Source organism: Bacillus swezeyi (genome assembly GCF_001969815.1).
Lineage (GTDB): Bacteria > Bacillota > Bacilli > Bacillales > Bacillaceae > Bacillus > Bacillus swezeyi.
In genome coordinates this window covers 238,854-257,568 of sequence record NZ_MRBK01000001.1, presented here as the reverse complement: position 1 = coordinate 257,568, position 18,715 = coordinate 238,854, and the positions used below count along the sequence as shown (strand labels likewise).

Sequence of the window (18,715 nt, the reverse complement as noted above, 5' to 3'; positions counted from 1 at the left end):
ACATTCATATTATGGGGAAATACAGACCTGTACAACACCAATGTATCTTTCCGGCTGTCTGTTTGCTAAAATCAAAATAAGAAAAAAATATCATGTAAAGAGGTTGCATTTGATGAAGATTTACGCTGTTTATATGGATCAGCTGCCCGGGTCCGATCAATTTCAACGGATGATGGACATGGTGTCTGAAGAGAAACGAAAAAAAGTCAACAGATACAAATTTCCGGAGGATGCAAACCGGACACTGATCGGGGAAGTCCTGATCAGGCATATCATCAAAGAAACATTCGATTTGCCGAATGAACAGATCACATTCACGGAGGGACGGTACGGAAAACCGTCTGTCGCAGGCCTGCCCGACTTTCATTTCAACATTTCCCACTCGGGAAAATGGATCGTCTGCGGGGCCGGCAGCACGCCGATCGGGGTGGATGTCGAGAAAATCAAACCGATCAATTTTGCTATTGCGGAGCGGTTTTTCTCACCTTCTGAGCATCGCGACTTGATGGAGAAAAAAGAAGCGGAACGCCTATCTTATTTCTATCATTTATGGACGATGAAAGAAAGCTTTATTAAACAGGCGGGAAAAGGCCTGTCACTGCCGCTTGATTCATTCTCCGTCAAACTCGGAGAACAGGGCCGCGCCTCTATTGAAACGCCGCCGGACTATCCTCCCTGCTATATCAAAACATATGATATCGATCCCGGTTATAAAATGGCGGTTTGTACTGCTGCCGATGATTTTTCAAACGGGATTGTCATGAAAAGCTATGATGAACTGTAATGGCGGCGAATCTGCATCATGGACTGCATGCTCACCGCCGGGCTTTTAGTAGAAAGCTGTTTCAATTACTTGTTTTAATTGTTCGATGCCGCGCCGAATATCTTCTTCCTTTACATTGGATGTATTGATTTTTAATAGATTTCTTTTTTCAAAGGATGACAAATAATGAGGAACAATAGGCTCCAGCAGGATATTGCGCTTTTTCATGCTTTTGATCAGGCGGGAAGCCGAAAGCTTACGGTCCAATACCAGATGAGCATGGATGCACGGCTGTTCAGCAGGCCGGAATTCCGCCGCATGCCCCGCCGCCATAGAAACCTCTTGTAATAAAGCATTCAAGAGGCTTGATCTTTTTTCATATGATGAACGGATTTTTTGCTTATGCTTTTCAAACATCCCGCTTTTTAAATAAATTTCTAAAGCGGCCTGCGACAGCATTGAACTGTCGATGTCGAGCAGCTGTTTATACTGATTGAACACCTTTGCCAACGAATCAGGCAGTACCGCTGCTCCGACGCGCAACCCCGGAAAAATCACTTTCGAAAAACTTTTCAAATAAATCACACGTGAAGAAACATCATAAGCGAATAACGGGTCCGCCTTTTTATTCCCCTCTAGATCGCCGAGATAGTCATCCTCGGCGATAAACACATCGTACTTTTCCGCCAGCCTGACGATGCTCTTTTTTTCTTGTTCCGTATAGGAGGTCCCGAGCGGATTGTGAAACCTCGGCATCGTGTAGAAGAATTTGATGTCTTCTGTTTGAAAGATGCGCTCCAATTGCTGAATATCGATGCCTTGCGCCGTTCGTTCAATGCCGATTGCCGGAAGACCGTGGACTTCGAGATACTTGATCAATAAATGGTAGCTTGGCTGTTCAATTAAAATTTTCCGCTTCCCGTTCGGAAAAGGCATCGAGGCAAGCAATGCCAAAGCCTGCTGGACGCCTGACGTGATGAAAATATTGTCCTGATTTGTGAACACTTGAGTATTTGCAAGCTCTTTTTGGATCACTTCTATTAATGACGGGAGCCCTTTGGGCGTTCCATAAATAAACAAATCATTTTTATATGTATCAATGGCTTTATTGATGCAATGCTGAAAATCAATGTATGGAAAAACATCCGGATCAGGTGCTGAAGCGGCGAAATCAATCACAGTCTGCCGGCGGCTCAGTTGTTTATTTGTTTTTTTCACGACGTAGTAGCCGCTTTTAGGCACTGAATAAATGAGATGCCGCTTCTCAAGTTCGCTTAATGCCCGAATTGCCGTGCTTTTGCTTACACAAAACTGCGCGGCAAGCGTGCGGATGGACGGCAGCCTGTCCCCTTCTTGATAGGATTTCCCTTCGATGAGAGCCTCCAATTCATTCATCAGCTCGACGTATTTTTGCATGTTATTCTCCCTTGTCTGAACTCTGTATCGGTACAGATCAGTATTTTTTGTATTGTGCCAAACTTCGCTTCCAGATAAGATGACAGAAGCCGGCAAATATACAGTATTGCATGCATACGCGACGGAGTTGTCAGCCATGAACAAATCTGCTTATCTTGCAGCTTTATTATACGCTTTTATCATCGGATTTTCTTTTTTCTTTATAAAATTGGCGCTCACCACGGCGGGACCGGTTGATATCCTGGCCCACCGCTTTACCATAGCTTTTTTGGCCGCGCTTTTTCCCCTGTTATTCGGCTGGGTCAACATCAGGCTCAGATTTAAAGACGTGCTGGTGATCCTGCCTTTGGCGTTATTTTATCCTGTCATGTTTTTTGCTTTTCAAGTGTTCGGGCTCGTCTATACGTCTTCTTCGGAAGCAGGCATCATTCAAGCGGCGATTCCGATTTTCACGATGATATTAGCTTCTTATGTTTTGAAGGAACGATTTACGAAACGCCAGTTCTTTTTCACTGTCTTGTCGGCAGCGGGGGTGGCCTGCATTTTCTTTATGAAAAACGCTGATGCCGGAGGCTCCGATTTGAGAGGAGCCGCGCTTATTTTGCTTTCGGCCCTTTCATCTGCAGGCTACAATGTACTGGCCAGAAAGATGACGCGCACCTTCAGTTCTCTTGAGATCACATATGTGACCATCTGCGCCGGCTTTCTCTTTTTCAACGGAATCGCCGGAGTGGAGCATATGGCAAACGGTACGCTCGCCGGCTTCTTTACACCTTATACAGACCCGGTGTTTTTGCTGGCCATCCTGTATTTGGGTGTTTTATCATCGTTGGCGACATCCTTTTTATCAAACTATGCTTTATCAAAAATCGAAGCTGCGAAAATCAGTATGTTTAATCATTTAGCTACATTGGTGACGATTTTAGCGGGAATATTATGGCTTGGGGAAACGCTTGAATGGTTTCATTTCCTCGGAAGCGTGATGATTATCACCGGCATTATCGGCGCCACTGCCATTCAATCAAAAAAGAAATACGCAAATAGCTGAAAAAAGCGGAAGATCGGCTAATGTTATACACCGATTTTCCGCTTCTTTTAAATGGTTTTAACAGATCGCTTGCCGATCGCCGCGACGATTGATCTGATGCGCGCGGCAACCTGCTCCGTTTCTGAAAGCAGAAACATATGGCCGCCCTTAAAATAATGAAAATCAATATCTTTCACCCATTTGTTCCAGCCGAATGCATCCTTCATACATTTCTCATCCTTGTTTCCATTTAAAATATGGACCGGCGAGCTGAGCAAGGCATGGTCAGTATGGCTGAACGTCTCCAGCGCCCTGTAGTCGGCTCTGAATGAAGGCAGGAAAAAGTTCATGATTTCCTTGTTCTTCACCAGTTCCTCGGGCATTCCGCCCAGCTGGATGAGATGGTCGAGAAAAGCATCATCATCATAATGAGAAACTTTTTTCCGCTTGATACAAGGCGGCTGAATCGCTGAAATGATGACAGCTTTCGGATAAATGCCTTCCTTTTCAAGCTTTTGCGCCAGTCTGTATACGACCATTCCTCCCATGCTGTAGCCAAACAGCACAAATGGACGGGAGAGCTTCGGCCGAAGCGCCGTTAAATACATGTCGGCGAGCTTTTCCAAATCATCGACAGGCTCCATTCGATTTGTCCCGTGCCCCGGCGGTTCGATCGCCAGCATCTCGAAATCCCTTTTCAAATGTTCATGAAGCGGACGGAATGATGCCGAATAGCCGCCTGCAAACGGAAAGCAAATCAATTGAATGTCACTGGAAGCAGATCCGAAATGTTTGATTACATCATTCATCTATCTTGCACCTCCGTTTACAGCAGCACGCTCTCCCAAAATGCTTTTGATGAGCTCTGCGTTGCGGCCGGCAAAACCTTCAGCAAGCATTTCATCATGCTTTCCGCAACCTTGATATTCATGATAAGAAGCCCGCGTCCCTTCTTTCCAGGAAGAAAGCCATGCCGGAAGCGGGTTCGTGTGTTCCGACTGAATAAAGTGAATATCGGCGCCGACCCTTCCCTGGTGAATCAAGTTCACAAAATACGAATAATACGCACCCATCTTTTTGGCGATGCCTTCCGCAACCGCCTTGATTTGCAGATACTCATTGTCCTTATTGGCTTCCATCAGCACAGCCACGTCGTCTTCGACTGTACGCCCTTGCAAATCGCTGATATTGTTTTTCATATATGAATCGATCATGATCAATTTTTCAACGTTTCGTCCGTTCTTTTCAAGCTCCTGTGCCACCTCAAAGGCAAGCCCGCATCCGGCTGAATACCCCAGCAAGGTCAGCGGGCCGTCAGGCTGAAGATGACTGATGGTTTCCGCGAAGCGCTCAGCACGATCAGCACTTTCAATAAAATCAAAAGCGTGAAGCTTGTATTCCGGCAATTGTTCGGCAAGTTTGCCGTACATGATGCCATACCCGAGGACAGGCGGGAATGCAAACACTTGCCGGCGGCTTTCCTGATTGAAGACGGTTCTTTCGGCTTCGCCTGTTTGCCCTCCGCTTTCGATGAAAGCGGCAATGTCCGCGATCGTCGGCGTTGCAAACAATACGTTCACAGGAACATCAATATCGAGGCCCTTCAAAATCCGGGAAGTGACAGCCATTGCTTTCAATGAGTGGCCGCCGATTTCAAAAAAGTTCTCATCCATACCGATCTGCGGCCTTCCCAGCACTTCCGACCAAATCGCCGCAAGCTTGGCTTCCGTCTCATTGCGCGGCTCTCTGCATTCTTCTCCACCGGCTTTATGCGCCGCTTCCGGAAGAAGCCGCCGATTGACTTTTCCGTTTGCTGTCAGCGGCAGTTCTTCAAGCATGGTATATGCTGACGGCACCATATAGGCCGGGAGTTTCCGAGCAAGCCGGCTGTGAAGCGCCTCGTCTGTGACCTCAGCTCCAGCCATGGAAACGACATATGCGGTCAAGACCGAGTCTCCGCTCTCACTTCGCTTAGCAAGGACAACCGCTTCCTTGACGCCTTCACAGCGGAGAAGCTGTTCTTCAATTTCGCCGAGCTCGATCCGATGTCCGCGGATTTTCACCTGATCATCGATCCGCCCGATAAAATCAATGTTGCCGTCCGGCAGCCACCGGGCAAGATCGCCTGTCCGATACATGTTTTCCCCACTGTTAAACGGGTGAGGGACAAATTTTTCAGCAGTCAGATCAGGCCTGTTCAAGTAGCCGCGTGATATTCCCGCACCGCTTATACACAGTTCACCGACCGCTCCGAGCGGCTGGAGCTGGCGATTTTCCGTCAGAATGTAAGCCGCGGTTTCATTCAACGGCTTGCCGATTGGGATGGAAACGGCATCGTCACTTACACTGTCGACCGGATAAAAAGTCGCAAAAACGGTTGTTTCCGTCGGACCGTATACATGGATGATCCTGTCAGGCCCCATCGCAGCGAACGCCTTTTTGACATGGTTCACAGATGAACGCTCGCCGCCGAACAGCACTTTGCGAATGCCTTTCATCCAATCCGTTCCTGCGTCGACAAGCAGGTTAAACAGGGCCGTCGTCACAAACATAACGCTGATGTTTTCTTTCTGAATCGTTTCTGTCAGCTTTCCGATATGGAGAATTGTCGCCTGATCGGCAATCACCAGTTTTCCTCCGTTCAAAAGGGCGCCGTATAGATCAAATGTAAAACCGTCAAACGCATAGTTTGAGAGAGACAGCACCGTGTCCCGCTCAGTGAGATCTATATAATTCGTCTCTTTGACGACCCTCGCGATATTGGCGTGCGTCGTCAGATTGCCCTTCGGTTTTCCCGTTGTACCTGATGTGTACATGATGTAAGCGAGGTCATCCGAATGTCGGGCAATACGGAGATTCTCTCCGCTTTCCTCGGAAACGGCGGGACATTCGATTAAAATCGTTTCCTTTTTGAAGGAGAGCGATGCCGCCTGGCCGGAAAGCTCTTCCTGAGTCAGGAGGCATACCGCTCCGCTGTCTTCAAGCATGTATTGGATGCGCTCTTCCGGATACTCCGGATCAATCGGCAAATAAGCTCCGCCAGCTTTTAACACTGCAAGTATCGCGATGACCATTTCTGGTGAACGCCGGAAAAAGAGGGCGACGGCTCGATCGGCGCTGACACCTTTTTTGCGCAGCATATGAGCGAGTTTATTTGCCTTTTCATTCAGCTCGGCATATGTAAGCGTGCGGCCGGCTGCCGACACCGCGGGCTTTTCAGGGATTGATTCAGCATACCGTTCAAACCATTGCGGAATCGTTAAAGCTGTTTTTTCTCCACCCGGCTGAAAATGAAATTCAGAAACGAGACGCTCTTTTTCCTTTTCAGGAATCACACATATATCATCCAGCGGCTGATCCGGGTTTTTGACGATCTGTCCGATTGCCGCCAAAAGCTGTTCTTTCAGGCGGGCGGCGAATGACGAATCATAGACATTCCGATTGTAAGCCAGCTTCAGCAGCATTTCCTCACCCGGCGATGCAAGCAGATTCAGATCGTAATTCGATTTTTCAAAAACACTGACATCTCCCATTGCAAAGCCTAGATTCTCTTCTTCCTGCTGTTTGTTGGCTTCTTGGAGCGGATAATTTTCAAAAACGATGATATGGTCGATTAAAGCCGGCGCTGCCGTATGACTTTGGATATCATAAAGCGGCACATATTGATGCGGCTCAGATTCGAGCGACTGTTTCTGCAAGTCGGCCATCAGCTCTGTAAAAGTCGTCTGCGCGCCAAATGTGACCCGTTTCGGGACGACATTGATAAACAAGCCGACCATGTCCTCCACATCTTTAATTTCCGCGGGTCGTCCTGAGACAACCGTGCCGAAAATCAAGTCGCGGGACCGCTGATAGCGGCTTAAAAGTACGGACCATACCGCTTGCAGAGCAGTGCTTAATGTCGTATTGTGCGCCTTTGTAAGCTGTGTAAAAGCTTCGGTTTCCTCTTTCGGCAGAGAAAACAGAAGTTCTTCAGGCTGATTGCCGGTTTGCTTTGTTTTTTTCCGCTGGTCGCTGAACGTCGCCTGTCCCTCAAAACCGTCTAAATAGGTTTCCCAATAGGCCAGCGATTTTTGTTTATCCTGATTTTCAAGCCATTTAATATATTCTTTGTATCGTTTGACGGAATTCAAGCTGTAAGGCTCGTTTTTGCGAAGGGCATTGTACACCTTGAACAGCTCCTGCACGACAACGCCGAAGCACCATCCGTCAAGCAGAATATGGTGGTAGCTCCATACCCATTCATAATGATCCGGTCCTTTTTTAAAAATAGCGGTCCTCATCGGAATGTCTTTCGAAAGATGAAACCCTTTTTCTTTGTCTTTCTGTTTATAATCTTCAATTCTTTTATGCTGCTCTTTTTCAGAAAAGCCGGATAAGTCGATTTCCTCTACTTGAAAAGATCTTTCTTTTAAAACGACCTGAACCGGTCTTTTCATTTTTTCATGAACGAATACGGTTCGAAAAATGTCATATCTGTCGATGATGACATTCATGCTTTTTTCCAAAATATCTTTTTGGAAGGAGCCTTTCACTTGCATGCTGATCTGTTCAATATAAAAGCTTTGTCCGGGGTGCAGCAGTGTATGGAACAACATCCCTTCCTGCATCGGTGATAAATAATAAATGTCCTGCACATGCTCTTTTTTAAACTGGCTCATGATCGCTTCCCCCTTTCATGGATTCACCCGCTTGCTGTGAAGCGGGTGAATCCTGCATGTTTAGTTCAAATTTTCTTCAAGGACGTCGAACAAGTCGCCCATTTCTTCCATCTCAAGATCGCCGGCAGTGAAGTCACTTGGCGTAAATTCGCGTTCTTCTTTGGCCGTACAATGATTAATTAATGCAATGAGGAAGGATTTAAACCTGTCCATTCGTTCTTGTACGGTCTCCCTGTCAAACTCCTTCTTATTGAAGGAGCATGACATGTTTAATTTTTCTTTGCTGATGATGCCGCTGAAGCTCAAGGCGTAGAGCGCTTCCGACGCTTCTGAGACCTGATTTCCCATATCATAAGAGGACGGTCCGAAGAAATCGGTTTGAACTTCATTGTCAATCTGACCTAAATAGTTAAAGCTGACCTCCGGTTTGATTGAGAAATCGGCATCCGCTTTTTGTTGATCTGTTAAATAGCGGAGGATGCCGTATCCGATACCCTTATCAGGAATCTGCCGCAGATGTTCTTTTACGTTTTTAATCATCTCAGACAAACCGCCGTCTTCAGCACATGTTAAAACAACGGGATATTGTGCAGTAAACCACCCCAATGTTCTCGAAATGTTCATGCCTGGAATGATTTCCTCCCTGCCGTGCCCCTCCATGTTGATGCAGATCTTTAAGTCACTTGTCCATTCTTGGATCATCAGACTGAGGGCGGAAAGGAGGATGTCATTGATATCCGTCCCATATGGCTCGTGAACTTTTGTCAAAAGCAACTTCGTTTCTGCATCACTTAATTCAAATGAAACAGCGGCCGAGTCTTTCACTTTTCTTTCTGCGACAACATGGTCTTTCGGCAATGCCGGAACGGGCTCTTTTTCAAGCTGGCGCCAATATTCGGCAGTCTTTAGGAATTGTTCCGACTGGGCATAGGACTCAAGCTCTTCAGCCCAGTCTTTAAATGAATTCGTTTTGTCCGGGAAGACAATCTCCTGCTGCTTTTCGGCTTGAAGATAACCGGCGGCAAAGTCTTCCAGCAGGATTCTCCATGACACACCGTCAATCACTAAGTGGTGAATGACAATCAGAAAATGGTCGCCTGCAGCGGTTTGATACTGTTCTACCTTTAACAGCGGCCCTCTTCCGATATCAAGGCTTGCCTGCAGCCGCTTCGCTTGAGCGGCTATTTCCGTTTCAATATCTGTGACATACTGAAGATTAACCACTCTGAAGGAAAATGCCTTATCACCAACACCGCGGTTATAAGGAATGATGCCGCCGTTTTCCTTTTTGTACACCATGCGCAGGGCATCATGATGCTCGGTCAATTTCTCCAATGTCTGCTCGATGAGCTCAGGGTCAAATCCTGCCGGGGCATGAAGCATGACAGACTGATTCCAGTGATGCTCATTCGTAAAGCTGCGTTCAAAAAACCAGTGCTGGATCGGCGTCAATGTGACTTCTCCTTCGACAGGCCCCTGATCGATCGGTTTGCCGTCCGTCCATTCGATATACGAACTGATCTCGCCAATCGTCGGATGCTGGAACAAATCCTTCATTTCAAGCTTCCAGCCGTGCTGCTGCAGGCGGCTCGCCATTTGAATCCCTTTGATCGAATCTCCTCCGAGTGTGAAGAAATTGTCGCTGATTCCGATTCGTTCAATGCCGAGAACCTCTTGCCAAACATCCGCCAACAGCTGCTCCGTCTCCGTTCGCGGTGCTTTGTATTCAGCTGTTTTCGCTTCAACGTCAGGCTGCGGAAGCGCCCTCCGGTCGACTTTTCCGTTCGCCGTAATCGGCAGTTCATCGAGCTGTACCCAGTACGTCGGCACCATGTAGTCTGGCAGCACATTCGCAAGCTGACGGGCCATGTTTTCTGTATCAAGCTGATCCGCTGATGTGACATAGCCGCACAGCGCTTTATTGCCGTAGGCGTCCTCGATATCGGCGACGACTGCCTCCTGGACTTCAGCGAGCTGTGTAAGCTGGACTTCAATTTCAGAAAGCTCAATCCGGAAGCCGCGTATTTTCACCTGCTGGTCGATCCGGCCGATATATTCAAGCCGTCCGTCCGCGAGCCATCTGACCGCGTCTCCCGTCCGGTACATGCGCTCTCCCGGCACAAACGGATCTTCTGTAAAGCGCTTTGCTGTTTCCTCAGGTTTGTTCAAGTAGCCGCGCGCAAGCCCGCGGCCGGCAATGCACAGTTCACCCGTGACACCGACAGGCTGTACTTGATTGTTTTCTCCAAGCACATATGCCCGGGTATTGGCGATCGGCTGACCGATCGAAAGCATTCCTTCATCAGGATCGATCGCCGTGCTTGTCGCAACGACCGTGTTTTCCGTCGGGCCGTAGTTGTTGACGAGCGTGTAGCCGCGCTTTTCAATCCGCTTCAGCTTGTCTCCGCCAGTCAAAAGCACGCGCAGTGCACGGTTGTCCAGCTCCATAAACTGTTCGCACAGCTGTGTCGGCAGGAATGTGATCGTGATGCCGTGTTCTTCGAAATATTGATTCAGGCGGACGATATCCATCCGAATCGCTTCATCGATGATGTGGAGCTCAGCCCCGGTGATCCAGTACGGGAACATCTCCCATACGGATGCGTCAAAGCCGAAGCCCGCGTATTTCGCGCTTTTATCCTGTTCTGTGACCTCAAATGCATCATGATGCCAATAGCACAGGTTCACGAGTGAATGGTGTTCGACCATGACGCCTTTCGGCTCGCCTGTCGTCCCTGACGTATAGATCAGGTAGGCAAGATTGTCAGACTTCGCCCCTGAAACTGGGTTGGCTTCATCTTCAGCATGAAGCTCGCCATACAGGATGGAAGCTTCTCCATTCAGGCAAATCACTTCTCCTGTGAATGTTTCTGGCACCATCAGATCGGTTTGCGTCAGAAGCAGATCCGCACCGCTGTCTTTCAGCACATATCCGATCCGCTGGGCCGGATAGTCGGGATCGATCGGCACATAGGCCGCTCCCGCTTTCATAATCGCCAGCACACCGGCCGCCATTTCCAACGAAGGCTTGACCATGATGCCGATCCGCTGGTCAGGGCATGCTCCTTTTGCGATGAGCAGGCGGGCGAGGCGGTTGGCGCGGGCGTTAAGCTCTCTGTACGTCCACCTGCGGCCGTTGTACACCGCAGCCCCGCGGTCAGGTGTGCGGAGGGCTTGCGCTTCAAACAGCTCGTGAATCGTTTTGTCTTCCGGCGCTTCGAGTGCAGTTTCATTCCACTTTTCAACGAGTCTCCGTTTTTCCGTCTCATTCAGCAGTGAAAGCTCTGAAAGGCGGACATTCGGATTATCCGCAACCGCTTCGAGCAGATTGAGCAAATAGCCGCTCCAGCGCTTGATCGTTTCTTCCTTAAACAAATCAATAGCATATTCAAATTGCAGACCGATTGATTCTCCCTGTTCAAAAGCCCCCAATGTCAGGTCGAACTTCGCAGCGGCATGTGAAATGTCATACGGTTTGATCGTTAAACCATCCAAGTCGAGCGTCTCTTTATCAGGGTCTTCTACTGTCAACATGACATTGAAAAGCGGATTTCGGCTCATATCGCGCGGCAGATCAAGCTTTGCGATCAGCTCTTCAAACGGGTAGTCCTGATGGTCAAGGGCAGCGAGGCTGTTGTGTTTGACATCCTCCAAAAATTCGCTGAACGTCGAGTGAAGCGGCACATGGTTTTTAAGCGCCAATGAGTTGACGAACATACCCGGCATGTCTTTGAGGTCGGCGTTTGTTCTGCCCGCTGCCGCCGAACCTATGACAATGTCTTTTTGGCCGGAGAGACGGTTTAAAAAGATATTGAATACGGCCAGCATCACAATATTCAATGTCGTTTCCGTCTCCGCTGCCAAACCGCGGATTTTCAGCGCTGTTTCCTTCGTTGTTTTAAAGTGAACCTGATCACCGGCAAAGCTTTGCACCGGAGAACGCGGGAAGTCTAGTGGAAGGCCGAGTTCCGGAACGGCTTCCTTAAACTGATTCAGCCAAAACTCTTCCTGTTTCTGAATGCTTTCCTGCTGGTGAGGTTCATGCTGCCAAACTGCATAATCTTTGTAATGAAGCTTCGGTTCCGGCAGCGCTTCCCCCCTGTAGAGCATCGCAATTTCTTTGACGAAAAGGCTTCTTGATACACCATCGGCAATAATGTGATGGGAATCAATCAGCAGCAGATGACGCCGTTCATTGATTCGCAGCAATTCAGCGCGGAGCAGCGGAGCGCTGCTTAAAGCAAACGGTCTGATAAAACGGCTGATTTCTTTTTCGGCGTCTTCTTCTTGGATATCGGTGACCTTCAATTCGATGTCCGCTTTTTCGTGCACCTTTTGAACCGGGCTGCCATCGATTTCCACAAATGAAGTGCGCAGCGATTCATGGCGTTCCACCAATGATATGAACGACCGTCTTAACCGATCGATATCAAGAGCGCCTTCCATTAGGAGAACAGACGGCATATTGTAGCCGGTCCCGTTCTTTTCGATATGATGAAGGACATACATCCGTTTTTGTGCGGATGAAACAGGATACCAGTCGCGTTTTTCAGCAGGCTGAATCCTGCTTTGCTCTGACGGCCCTTCAGATGATTCGATATAGCGTGCGAGCCGGTTGACTGTCGGGCACTCAAAGAACGCTTTTAACGGCACTTTTTTCTCCAGTTTGGATTGAATATCAGCCGTCAGCATCATTCCCTTCAAAGAATGTCCGCCAAGATCAAAGAAATTGTCTTCAATTCCGATCGGCCGGATGCCGAGCACATCTTCCCAAATTAGGCACAGTGCTTTCTCCAGTTCTGTTGACGGAGCCGTATAGGAAGCGCCTGGTTTGTTTAAAGTCTGAGGATCGGGCAGCGCGCTGCGATCCACTTTCCCGTTTGCCATAAGCGGAATCTCATCCACCGTAATGAAATATGAAGGCACCATGTATGACGGCAGCCGTTCAGAAAGCTGCTCCCTCAGGTTAGAAGCTGACGGCTTTCCTTTCGATTGAATATAGGCGTACAGCTCTTCCAGCCCGGAATCGGGCGCAAAAGCGAGAACGACCGCTCTTTCAACATCTTCGAGCTCTTTCAAGGCATCTTCGATTTCTTTTAATTCAATTCTGTATCCGCGGATTTTCACCTGATCATCCGTCCGTCCCAAAAATTCAATCTCTCCGTCAGGCAGACGGCGTACGAGGTCTCCCGTCTGGTACATGAACGCGCCGGGAGCATAAGGGTTTTCAGCAAACCGTTCAGCAGTCAGCTCTTGTTTGTTCAAATATCCTCTCGCAAGTCCTTGTCCCATAATATACAGTTCGCCTGCCGCGCCGGGCGGCACAAGGCGGCGGGAAGCGTCCAATACCAAGGCTCCGGCGCCCGAAATCGGCCGTCCGATGGTCGGGCGTTTGGCAAATTCGGTAATCCCGTCCCGATCGATCACTTTCGCGACTGTCCCGATCGTCGTCTCCGTCGGCCCGTAATGATTGATAAACCGGGCATTCGGATAGCTGGAATGGAAGCGCATCACATCGGCCGGATTGATTTTTTCTCCCCCAAGTACGATCAGTCTCAATGACTTGAGCCCCTTTGTTAAAGCAAAGCTTTGCGGCTGAACGACCGTATGGAACAGCGACGGCGTCAGCTTGATATATGTGATCCCCTGTTCACCGATATAATGGCTTAACCGCTCCGGTTCTGTATATGTTTCTTTCGGGACAAGATGCAGCTCACCTCCGGCAAGAAGCACCGGGAAAAGGCTCGTATACCCGAGATCGAATGCATAGGAAGACAAGAGCATTGTTTTATCAGACTCTGACAAATCTGCTACACTGCTGAACCAAGAAACATAGTTCACAAGATTGCGGTGTTCCAGCTGAACGCCTTTCGGATTGCCCGTCGTCCCGGATGTGTAGATGATATACGCGAGACCCGCTCCGTCATGGGTTGAATGAGGGCGTTCAGCGCTTGCATTCAGCGTGTCTTTTGCCATATCTATGAATTTGCCTTTATATTGACCTGAAAGTGCGGTTTGATAGGAAGGCTCAGTCAGCAGCCAGCGGGCTCCGCTGTCTTCAAGCATATATTCCACCCTTGCCGACGGCATGTCCGGATCAATCGGCAAATACGCGCCCCCTGCTTTCATTACACCAAGAATCGAGACGATGACATCTGCAGAACGATCCATCATAATCCCCACGATATCGTCTTTTCCGACGCCTTCTCCCCGCAGAACATTCGCCGTCTGATTTGCTCTCTCTTCAAGCTCCCGGTATGTGAGTTTCGTTTCTCCGCAAACAACGGCCGGCAGGTCAGGCGTCTTGGCTGCCCGTTCTGCAAACAGCACATGAAACGGCCGTTCTTCAAGCTTTTCTGCCTGACAGTGTTTCGCTTCATCCAACAGCATCTCCCACTCTTGATCTGACAGCAGTTCGATATCTTGAAGCTTGATATCAGGATTTTCGCTGATCATTTTGATCACGTTCAAGAAGTGGCTGCTCCAGCGCCTGATCGTTTCTTCTTTAAATAAAGAGACGGCATAGTCAAAGTTCAAACCGATTTCCCCGTCATGTTCAACAGCCTCAAGAGACAGGTCAAACTTTGCGGTGCGGTGCCGTACAGCGTAGGAAGAAATCTGCAAATCTCCTAATTTCAATGTTGGAACATCCATATTTTGCATGTTGAAAAAGACGCTGAACAATGGATTGCGGCTTGTGTCCCTTGCCAATGGCAGTTTTTCAATCAACTCTTCAAGCGGGTAGCTTTGCTTTGAAAATGCCTGCAGGCTTGTTTCTTTGACTTCCTGCAAAAATTGCTTGAATGTTTTTTCTCCCTCAGGACGATTGCGAAGTGCCAGCGTGTTGACAAACATGCCCGGAATGTCATTCACATCGGGATGCGTTCTCCCGGCCACAGGTGATCCGACGATAATATCATCTTGTGATCCATACTTGGAAATCAGGATATTGAATGCGGCCAAAAGGAACATGTAAAGCGTTGCATCAGATTCAGAGAGCATTTTCTTAATTTCATTTGTAAGCTTCTGATCAATGCCAAAGACAACCCGCTCGCCTTGAAAGCTTCGTTTTACCGGACGCGGGAAGTCATACGGCAGATCAAGCATAGGCAGCTCGCCTTTGAAAACATCAAGCCAGTATTGCTCCTCTTCTTTCAATTGTCCTTGGCGCTCCTGATCGTTTTGCCATACGGCAAAGTCTTTATAATGCAGTTTAGGAGCCGGCGCATCGCCGCCATGGTAGAACCGGGCAAGATCGCGGATGAAAATTCCGGTTGAGCTTCCGTCGGTAATAATGTGATGCATATCGATCAGAAGCAAATGGCGTTTTTCTTCCAATTGAACGAGTTCCGCCCGCACAAGCGGCGCCTGATTCAATTGAAACGGCCGGATAAATCCGCTGATTTTCGTTTCCGCTTCCGCTTCTTCGGCTTGAGAAGCCGTCAGCTCAAACGGTACGTTTTGCCGGATGCTTTGAACAATTTCTCCATCGATTAATTCAAACGATGTCCGGAGCGTTTCATGGCGGTTGATTAAAGCTTGAAACGCGGATTCCAGACGATCCTTGTCCAATGCCCCTTCCAAAAGCAGCACGGCCGGGACGTTGTAGCTTGTGCTCGCTTCTTCAAGCTGGTTGAGAATGTACATGCGCCTTTGCGCTGAAGACACCGGATAATAAGGCTTTGGAGGCGCTGGCTCAATCGGCGGCGCATCTTCTTTTGATTCACCTTCTAGAAATGCCGCAAGCCCTCTAATCGTCGGTTTTTCAAACAATACCTTGATCGGAACTTCTTTTTGCATCTGCTCCTGTATTTTGGCAGTCAGCATCATCGCTTTCAAAGAATGTCCGCCGACGGAGAAGAAATTGTCGTCGATTCCCGGGCGCTTGATGCCGAGAATTTCTTCCCAGATAGCAGCAAGGATTTCTTCCGTTTCATTTTCCGGCGCTTTGTATGCAGCATCCGTTTCCTCAGCCTCAGGGGCCGGAAGCTTATGTTTGTCAATCTTTCCGTTGGCCGTCAGCGGCATTTTCTCAAGTTCGATCAAATGAGACGGCATCATATACTCCGGAAGTGATTGAGAAAGCTCTGTCCGCAGCTGTGACGCCGGCCTCGCCCGGGCGACAGTGTAATAAGCGCAAATTTCATTTTCCCCTGCATTGTTTTCCCGTATGACGGCAGCGGCTTCTGCGATGCCGTCAAGCCTGGCCAAGCTTGCTTCAACCTCTCCCAATTCGATCCGAAAGCCGCGGACTTTGACTTGATGATCAATCCGCCCGAGGAATTCGATATTTCCGTCCGGAAGCCATTTTGCCAAGTCGCCCGTCCGGTAAATCCGCTTTCCTTTGGCAAACGGATCGCCGACGAATTTTTCATCAGTCAGTTCAGGCTGGTTCAAATAGCCGCGGGCCACACCGTCTCCGCCGACACATAGCTCACCCGGTACGCCGATTGGCTGAAGCTGGTTTTGTTGATCAAGAATATACGCCGTTGAATTTCCAATCGGCTTCCCAATCGGAACAGTGCGCTCATATTCTTTATCGATTAAAAAACAGGTTGAAAATGTTGTATTTTCCGTCGGGCCGTATCCGTTCCAAAGCGAGAGCCCGGGGGACACGCGTTTAACCTGGTTGACGACTGCCGGTACGAGCGCATCTCCGCCAATCAGTAAATCGCTTAAATTTTTAAATATCTCCGCATCTTGCCGGGCCAGCTGATTGAAGAGCGGTGAGGTCAGCCACATCGTCGTGATCCGGTTTTCCTCCAAAAATGTCCGGAAACGCCTTACATCAAGGAGCGTCTCTTTCGGCACCGGGTATAGAGTCCCGCCGTTTAACAGTGCGCCAAATACCTCAAATGTGCTGGCATCAAAGCTGACCGCACCCGTCTGCGCCATGCGCACGTCTTCGTGCAGCGGGATATAGCCGGCATTTTTGACGAGGCGGACGATATTGCGGTGTTCCACCATGACGCCTTTTGGCTTGCCCGTTGATCCTGATGTATAGATGTAATAAGCGAGATCATTCGGCTTGTTGATATATTCAAGGTTGGCTGCATCTTCTCTTTCAGCGTCCTCCGTATCTGCGGCCATCACCTCATACCCTTCCAATGAAACCTGTGTGCTTTGATTCGTCATGACGATTTTCGCGCCGCTGTCTTCAAGCAAAAAGCGAATTCGCTCTTCAGGGTAGCCTGGGTCAATCGGTACATAAACACCGCCTGCTTTCAGCACTGCCAGCATGCTGACGGCAGATTCAAGCGAACGCTCCATCATGATGGCGGCGGCTCCGCCGTGCACCAGACCTTTTGATTGCAGTTTTCTCGCAAGCTGGTTGGCTTTTTCATTCAGCCTTTGGTATGTAAGGCTTTTTTCGCCCGCGGCGACGGCTGTTTTTTCAGGTGTCTGTTCCGCTTGTTCTTCAAAGAGCTCTGGGATCGTTTTTTCCCGCGGATAGTCCGTTGTCGTGTCATTAAATGCAAGCAGCGCTATTTGTTCCCTTTCTGATAAAAGTCCAGCGCTGCCCGCCTCTGATTCAGGATTTGAAAGCGCAATGCGGGCAAGTCTTGTTAGATGCTCCACAGCCTTTTTAATGAAGGCGGCCTCATAAACCGCACTGTTGTATTTACATTTAATCGTCCATTCTGTTCCCGGATAAACGATCAGATTCAAATCGTAATTCGTTTGTTCAAAAGCTCCGGCTGCCTTGATTGAAAAGCCGAGACGCTCTGTCATCGTTCCGTTTTCGAGTTCTTGATCCAGCGGATAATTTTCAAACGCAACGAGATGGCTGATCAAACGCCCGTCCAACGCGGATTTCTTTTGAATATCATAAAGCGGCAGATAATCGTACTGTTCCGCTTCAATCGCATGCTGCTGCGCCTGTTTAAAAAGCTCGGCAAATGATGCATGCTTTTCAACCTTCAGACGGACGGGAATTGTGTTGATAAACAATCCCGCCATATGTTCGATGCCGTTGATTTCCGCCGGGCGTCCGGACACAACCGTGCCGAACACCACGTCTTCTGCCGCATTATATTTAGCAAGGACCGCTCCCCAAATCGCCTGAAATAGATTGGGAGCCGTTACGTTATAGCGGTTTGCCGCCTTTTGGACGGCATCCACCATATCTTTGTCCCAGACGAAAGCAAGTTCTTCGTTTTGGTAAGATTCTTGGTCCGAAGATGTTTTGCGGCCAGGGATGACGCTCGGGCTCTCCAAGTCGGCAAGACGCTTCTCCCAATAGGATAACGCCTCATCCCTGTCCTGCCGTCCGAGCCATTTAATATAGTCTGCATACGGCCTTCCTTGATCAATCGGAGCTGGACGGTTTGAACGAAACGCTTCATAATGTTGAAAAAGCCGCTTCATCAATATGCCCATGCTCCAGCCGTCCATCACGATATGATGGTTGCTCCAAATCATGTGGTATTGCTGATGGCCAAGCCGGAAGACCGCCACCTTAAACAGCATATCTTTCGCCAGGTTGAATCCGGCTGCCTGGACTTCTTTTTTGTATTGGCCGATGCGCATCGTCTGCTGTTTTTCGTCCAAATCGGCAATATCCTCAAATGCAACCTTCGCCTGCCGTTCGGCCAGGACGACCTGGCGCGGCTTTTGCAATTGCTGATGAACAAAAACCGTTCTAAGGATATCGAAAGAGCGCACAAGCTGATTCACGCTCTTTTCAAAAATCGCTAAATCAAAATCACCGTCTATGAACAGTTCGAGCTGTGTGAAATAAGAGGAAGATTCCGGATCAAGCATCGCATGATACAGCATCCCTTCCTGCATCGGTGTTAAAGGATACACCTTTTGAATCTTTTGTTTCCCCATAAGGCACCTCGTATG

General features: G+C 48.8%; 6 protein-coding genes. 2 read left to right on the top strand and 4 right to left on the bottom strand.

Annotation, left to right across the window (positions count from 1 at the left end):
* Positions 1–112 precede the first annotated feature (112 nt).
* Positions 113–784: a 4'-phosphopantetheinyl transferase family protein gene (locus tag BTA30_RS01160; RefSeq protein ID WP_076758215.1), complete on the top strand. Its 672-nt coding sequence runs from the start codon at positions 113–115 to the stop codon at positions 782–784.
* Between the two features lie 45 nt (positions 785–829).
* Here the strand turns inward: BTA30_RS01160 and BTA30_RS01155 are convergent, their stop codons facing one another.
* Positions 830–2,179: an aminotransferase-like domain-containing protein gene (locus tag BTA30_RS01155; protein ID WP_076758364.1), complete on the bottom strand. Its 1,350-nt coding sequence runs from the start codon at positions 2,177–2,179 to the stop codon at positions 830–832.
* Between the two features lie 136 nt (positions 2,180–2,315).
* On the opposite strand from BTA30_RS01155, the gene BTA30_RS01150 reads away from it, so the two are divergent.
* Positions 2,316–3,227: a DMT family transporter gene (locus tag BTA30_RS01150; RefSeq protein WP_076758213.1), complete on the top strand. Its 912-nt coding sequence runs from the start codon at positions 2,316–2,318 to the stop codon at positions 3,225–3,227.
* Between the two features lie 47 nt (positions 3,228–3,274).
* On the opposite strand, the gene BTA30_RS01145 is transcribed toward BTA30_RS01150, so the two are convergent.
* The 3 genes from BTA30_RS01145 to BTA30_RS01135 are packed head-to-tail and all read right to left on the bottom strand — an operon-like array spanning position 3,275 to position 18,700.
* Positions 3,275–4,015: a thioesterase II family protein gene (locus BTA30_RS01145; RefSeq protein ID WP_076758212.1), complete on the bottom strand. Its 741-nt coding sequence runs from the start codon at positions 4,013–4,015 to the stop codon at positions 3,275–3,277.
* On the bottom strand, positions 4,016–7,867 hold the full coding sequence (locus BTA30_RS01140; RefSeq protein WP_076758210.1) for a non-ribosomal peptide synthetase: 3,852 nt from the start codon (positions 7,865–7,867) through the stop codon (positions 4,016–4,018).
* Between the two features lie 60 nt (positions 7,868–7,927).
* A complete protein-coding gene (locus tag BTA30_RS01135; protein ID WP_076758208.1) occupies positions 7,928–18,700 on the bottom strand; it encodes a non-ribosomal peptide synthetase in 10,773 nt (3,590 codons plus the stop codon).
* Between the last annotated feature and the right edge of the window lie 15 nt (positions 18,701–18,715).

Bases quoted from the DNA above. Each gene is read 5' to 3' on its own strand.
- BTA30_RS01160 (WP_076758215.1), top strand. From the start codon at position 113: ATGAAGATTTACGCTGTTTATATGGATCAGCTGCCCGGGTCCGATCAA.
- BTA30_RS01155 (WP_076758364.1), bottom strand. From the start codon at position 2,179: ATGCAAAAATACGTCGAGCTGATGAATGAATTGGAGGCTCTCATCGAA.
- BTA30_RS01150 (WP_076758213.1), top strand. From the start codon at position 2,316: ATGAACAAATCTGCTTATCTTGCAGCTTTATTATACGCTTTTATCATC.
- BTA30_RS01145 (WP_076758212.1), bottom strand. From the start codon at position 4,015: ATGAATGATGTAATCAAACATTTCGGATCTGCTTCCAGTGACATTCAA.
- BTA30_RS01140 (WP_076758210.1), bottom strand. From the start codon at position 7,867: ATGAGCCAGTTTAAAAAAGAGCATGTGCAGGACATTTATTATTTATCA.
- BTA30_RS01135 (WP_076758208.1), bottom strand. From the start codon at position 18,700: ATGGGGAAACAAAAGATTCAAAAGGTGTATCCTTTAACACCGATGCAG.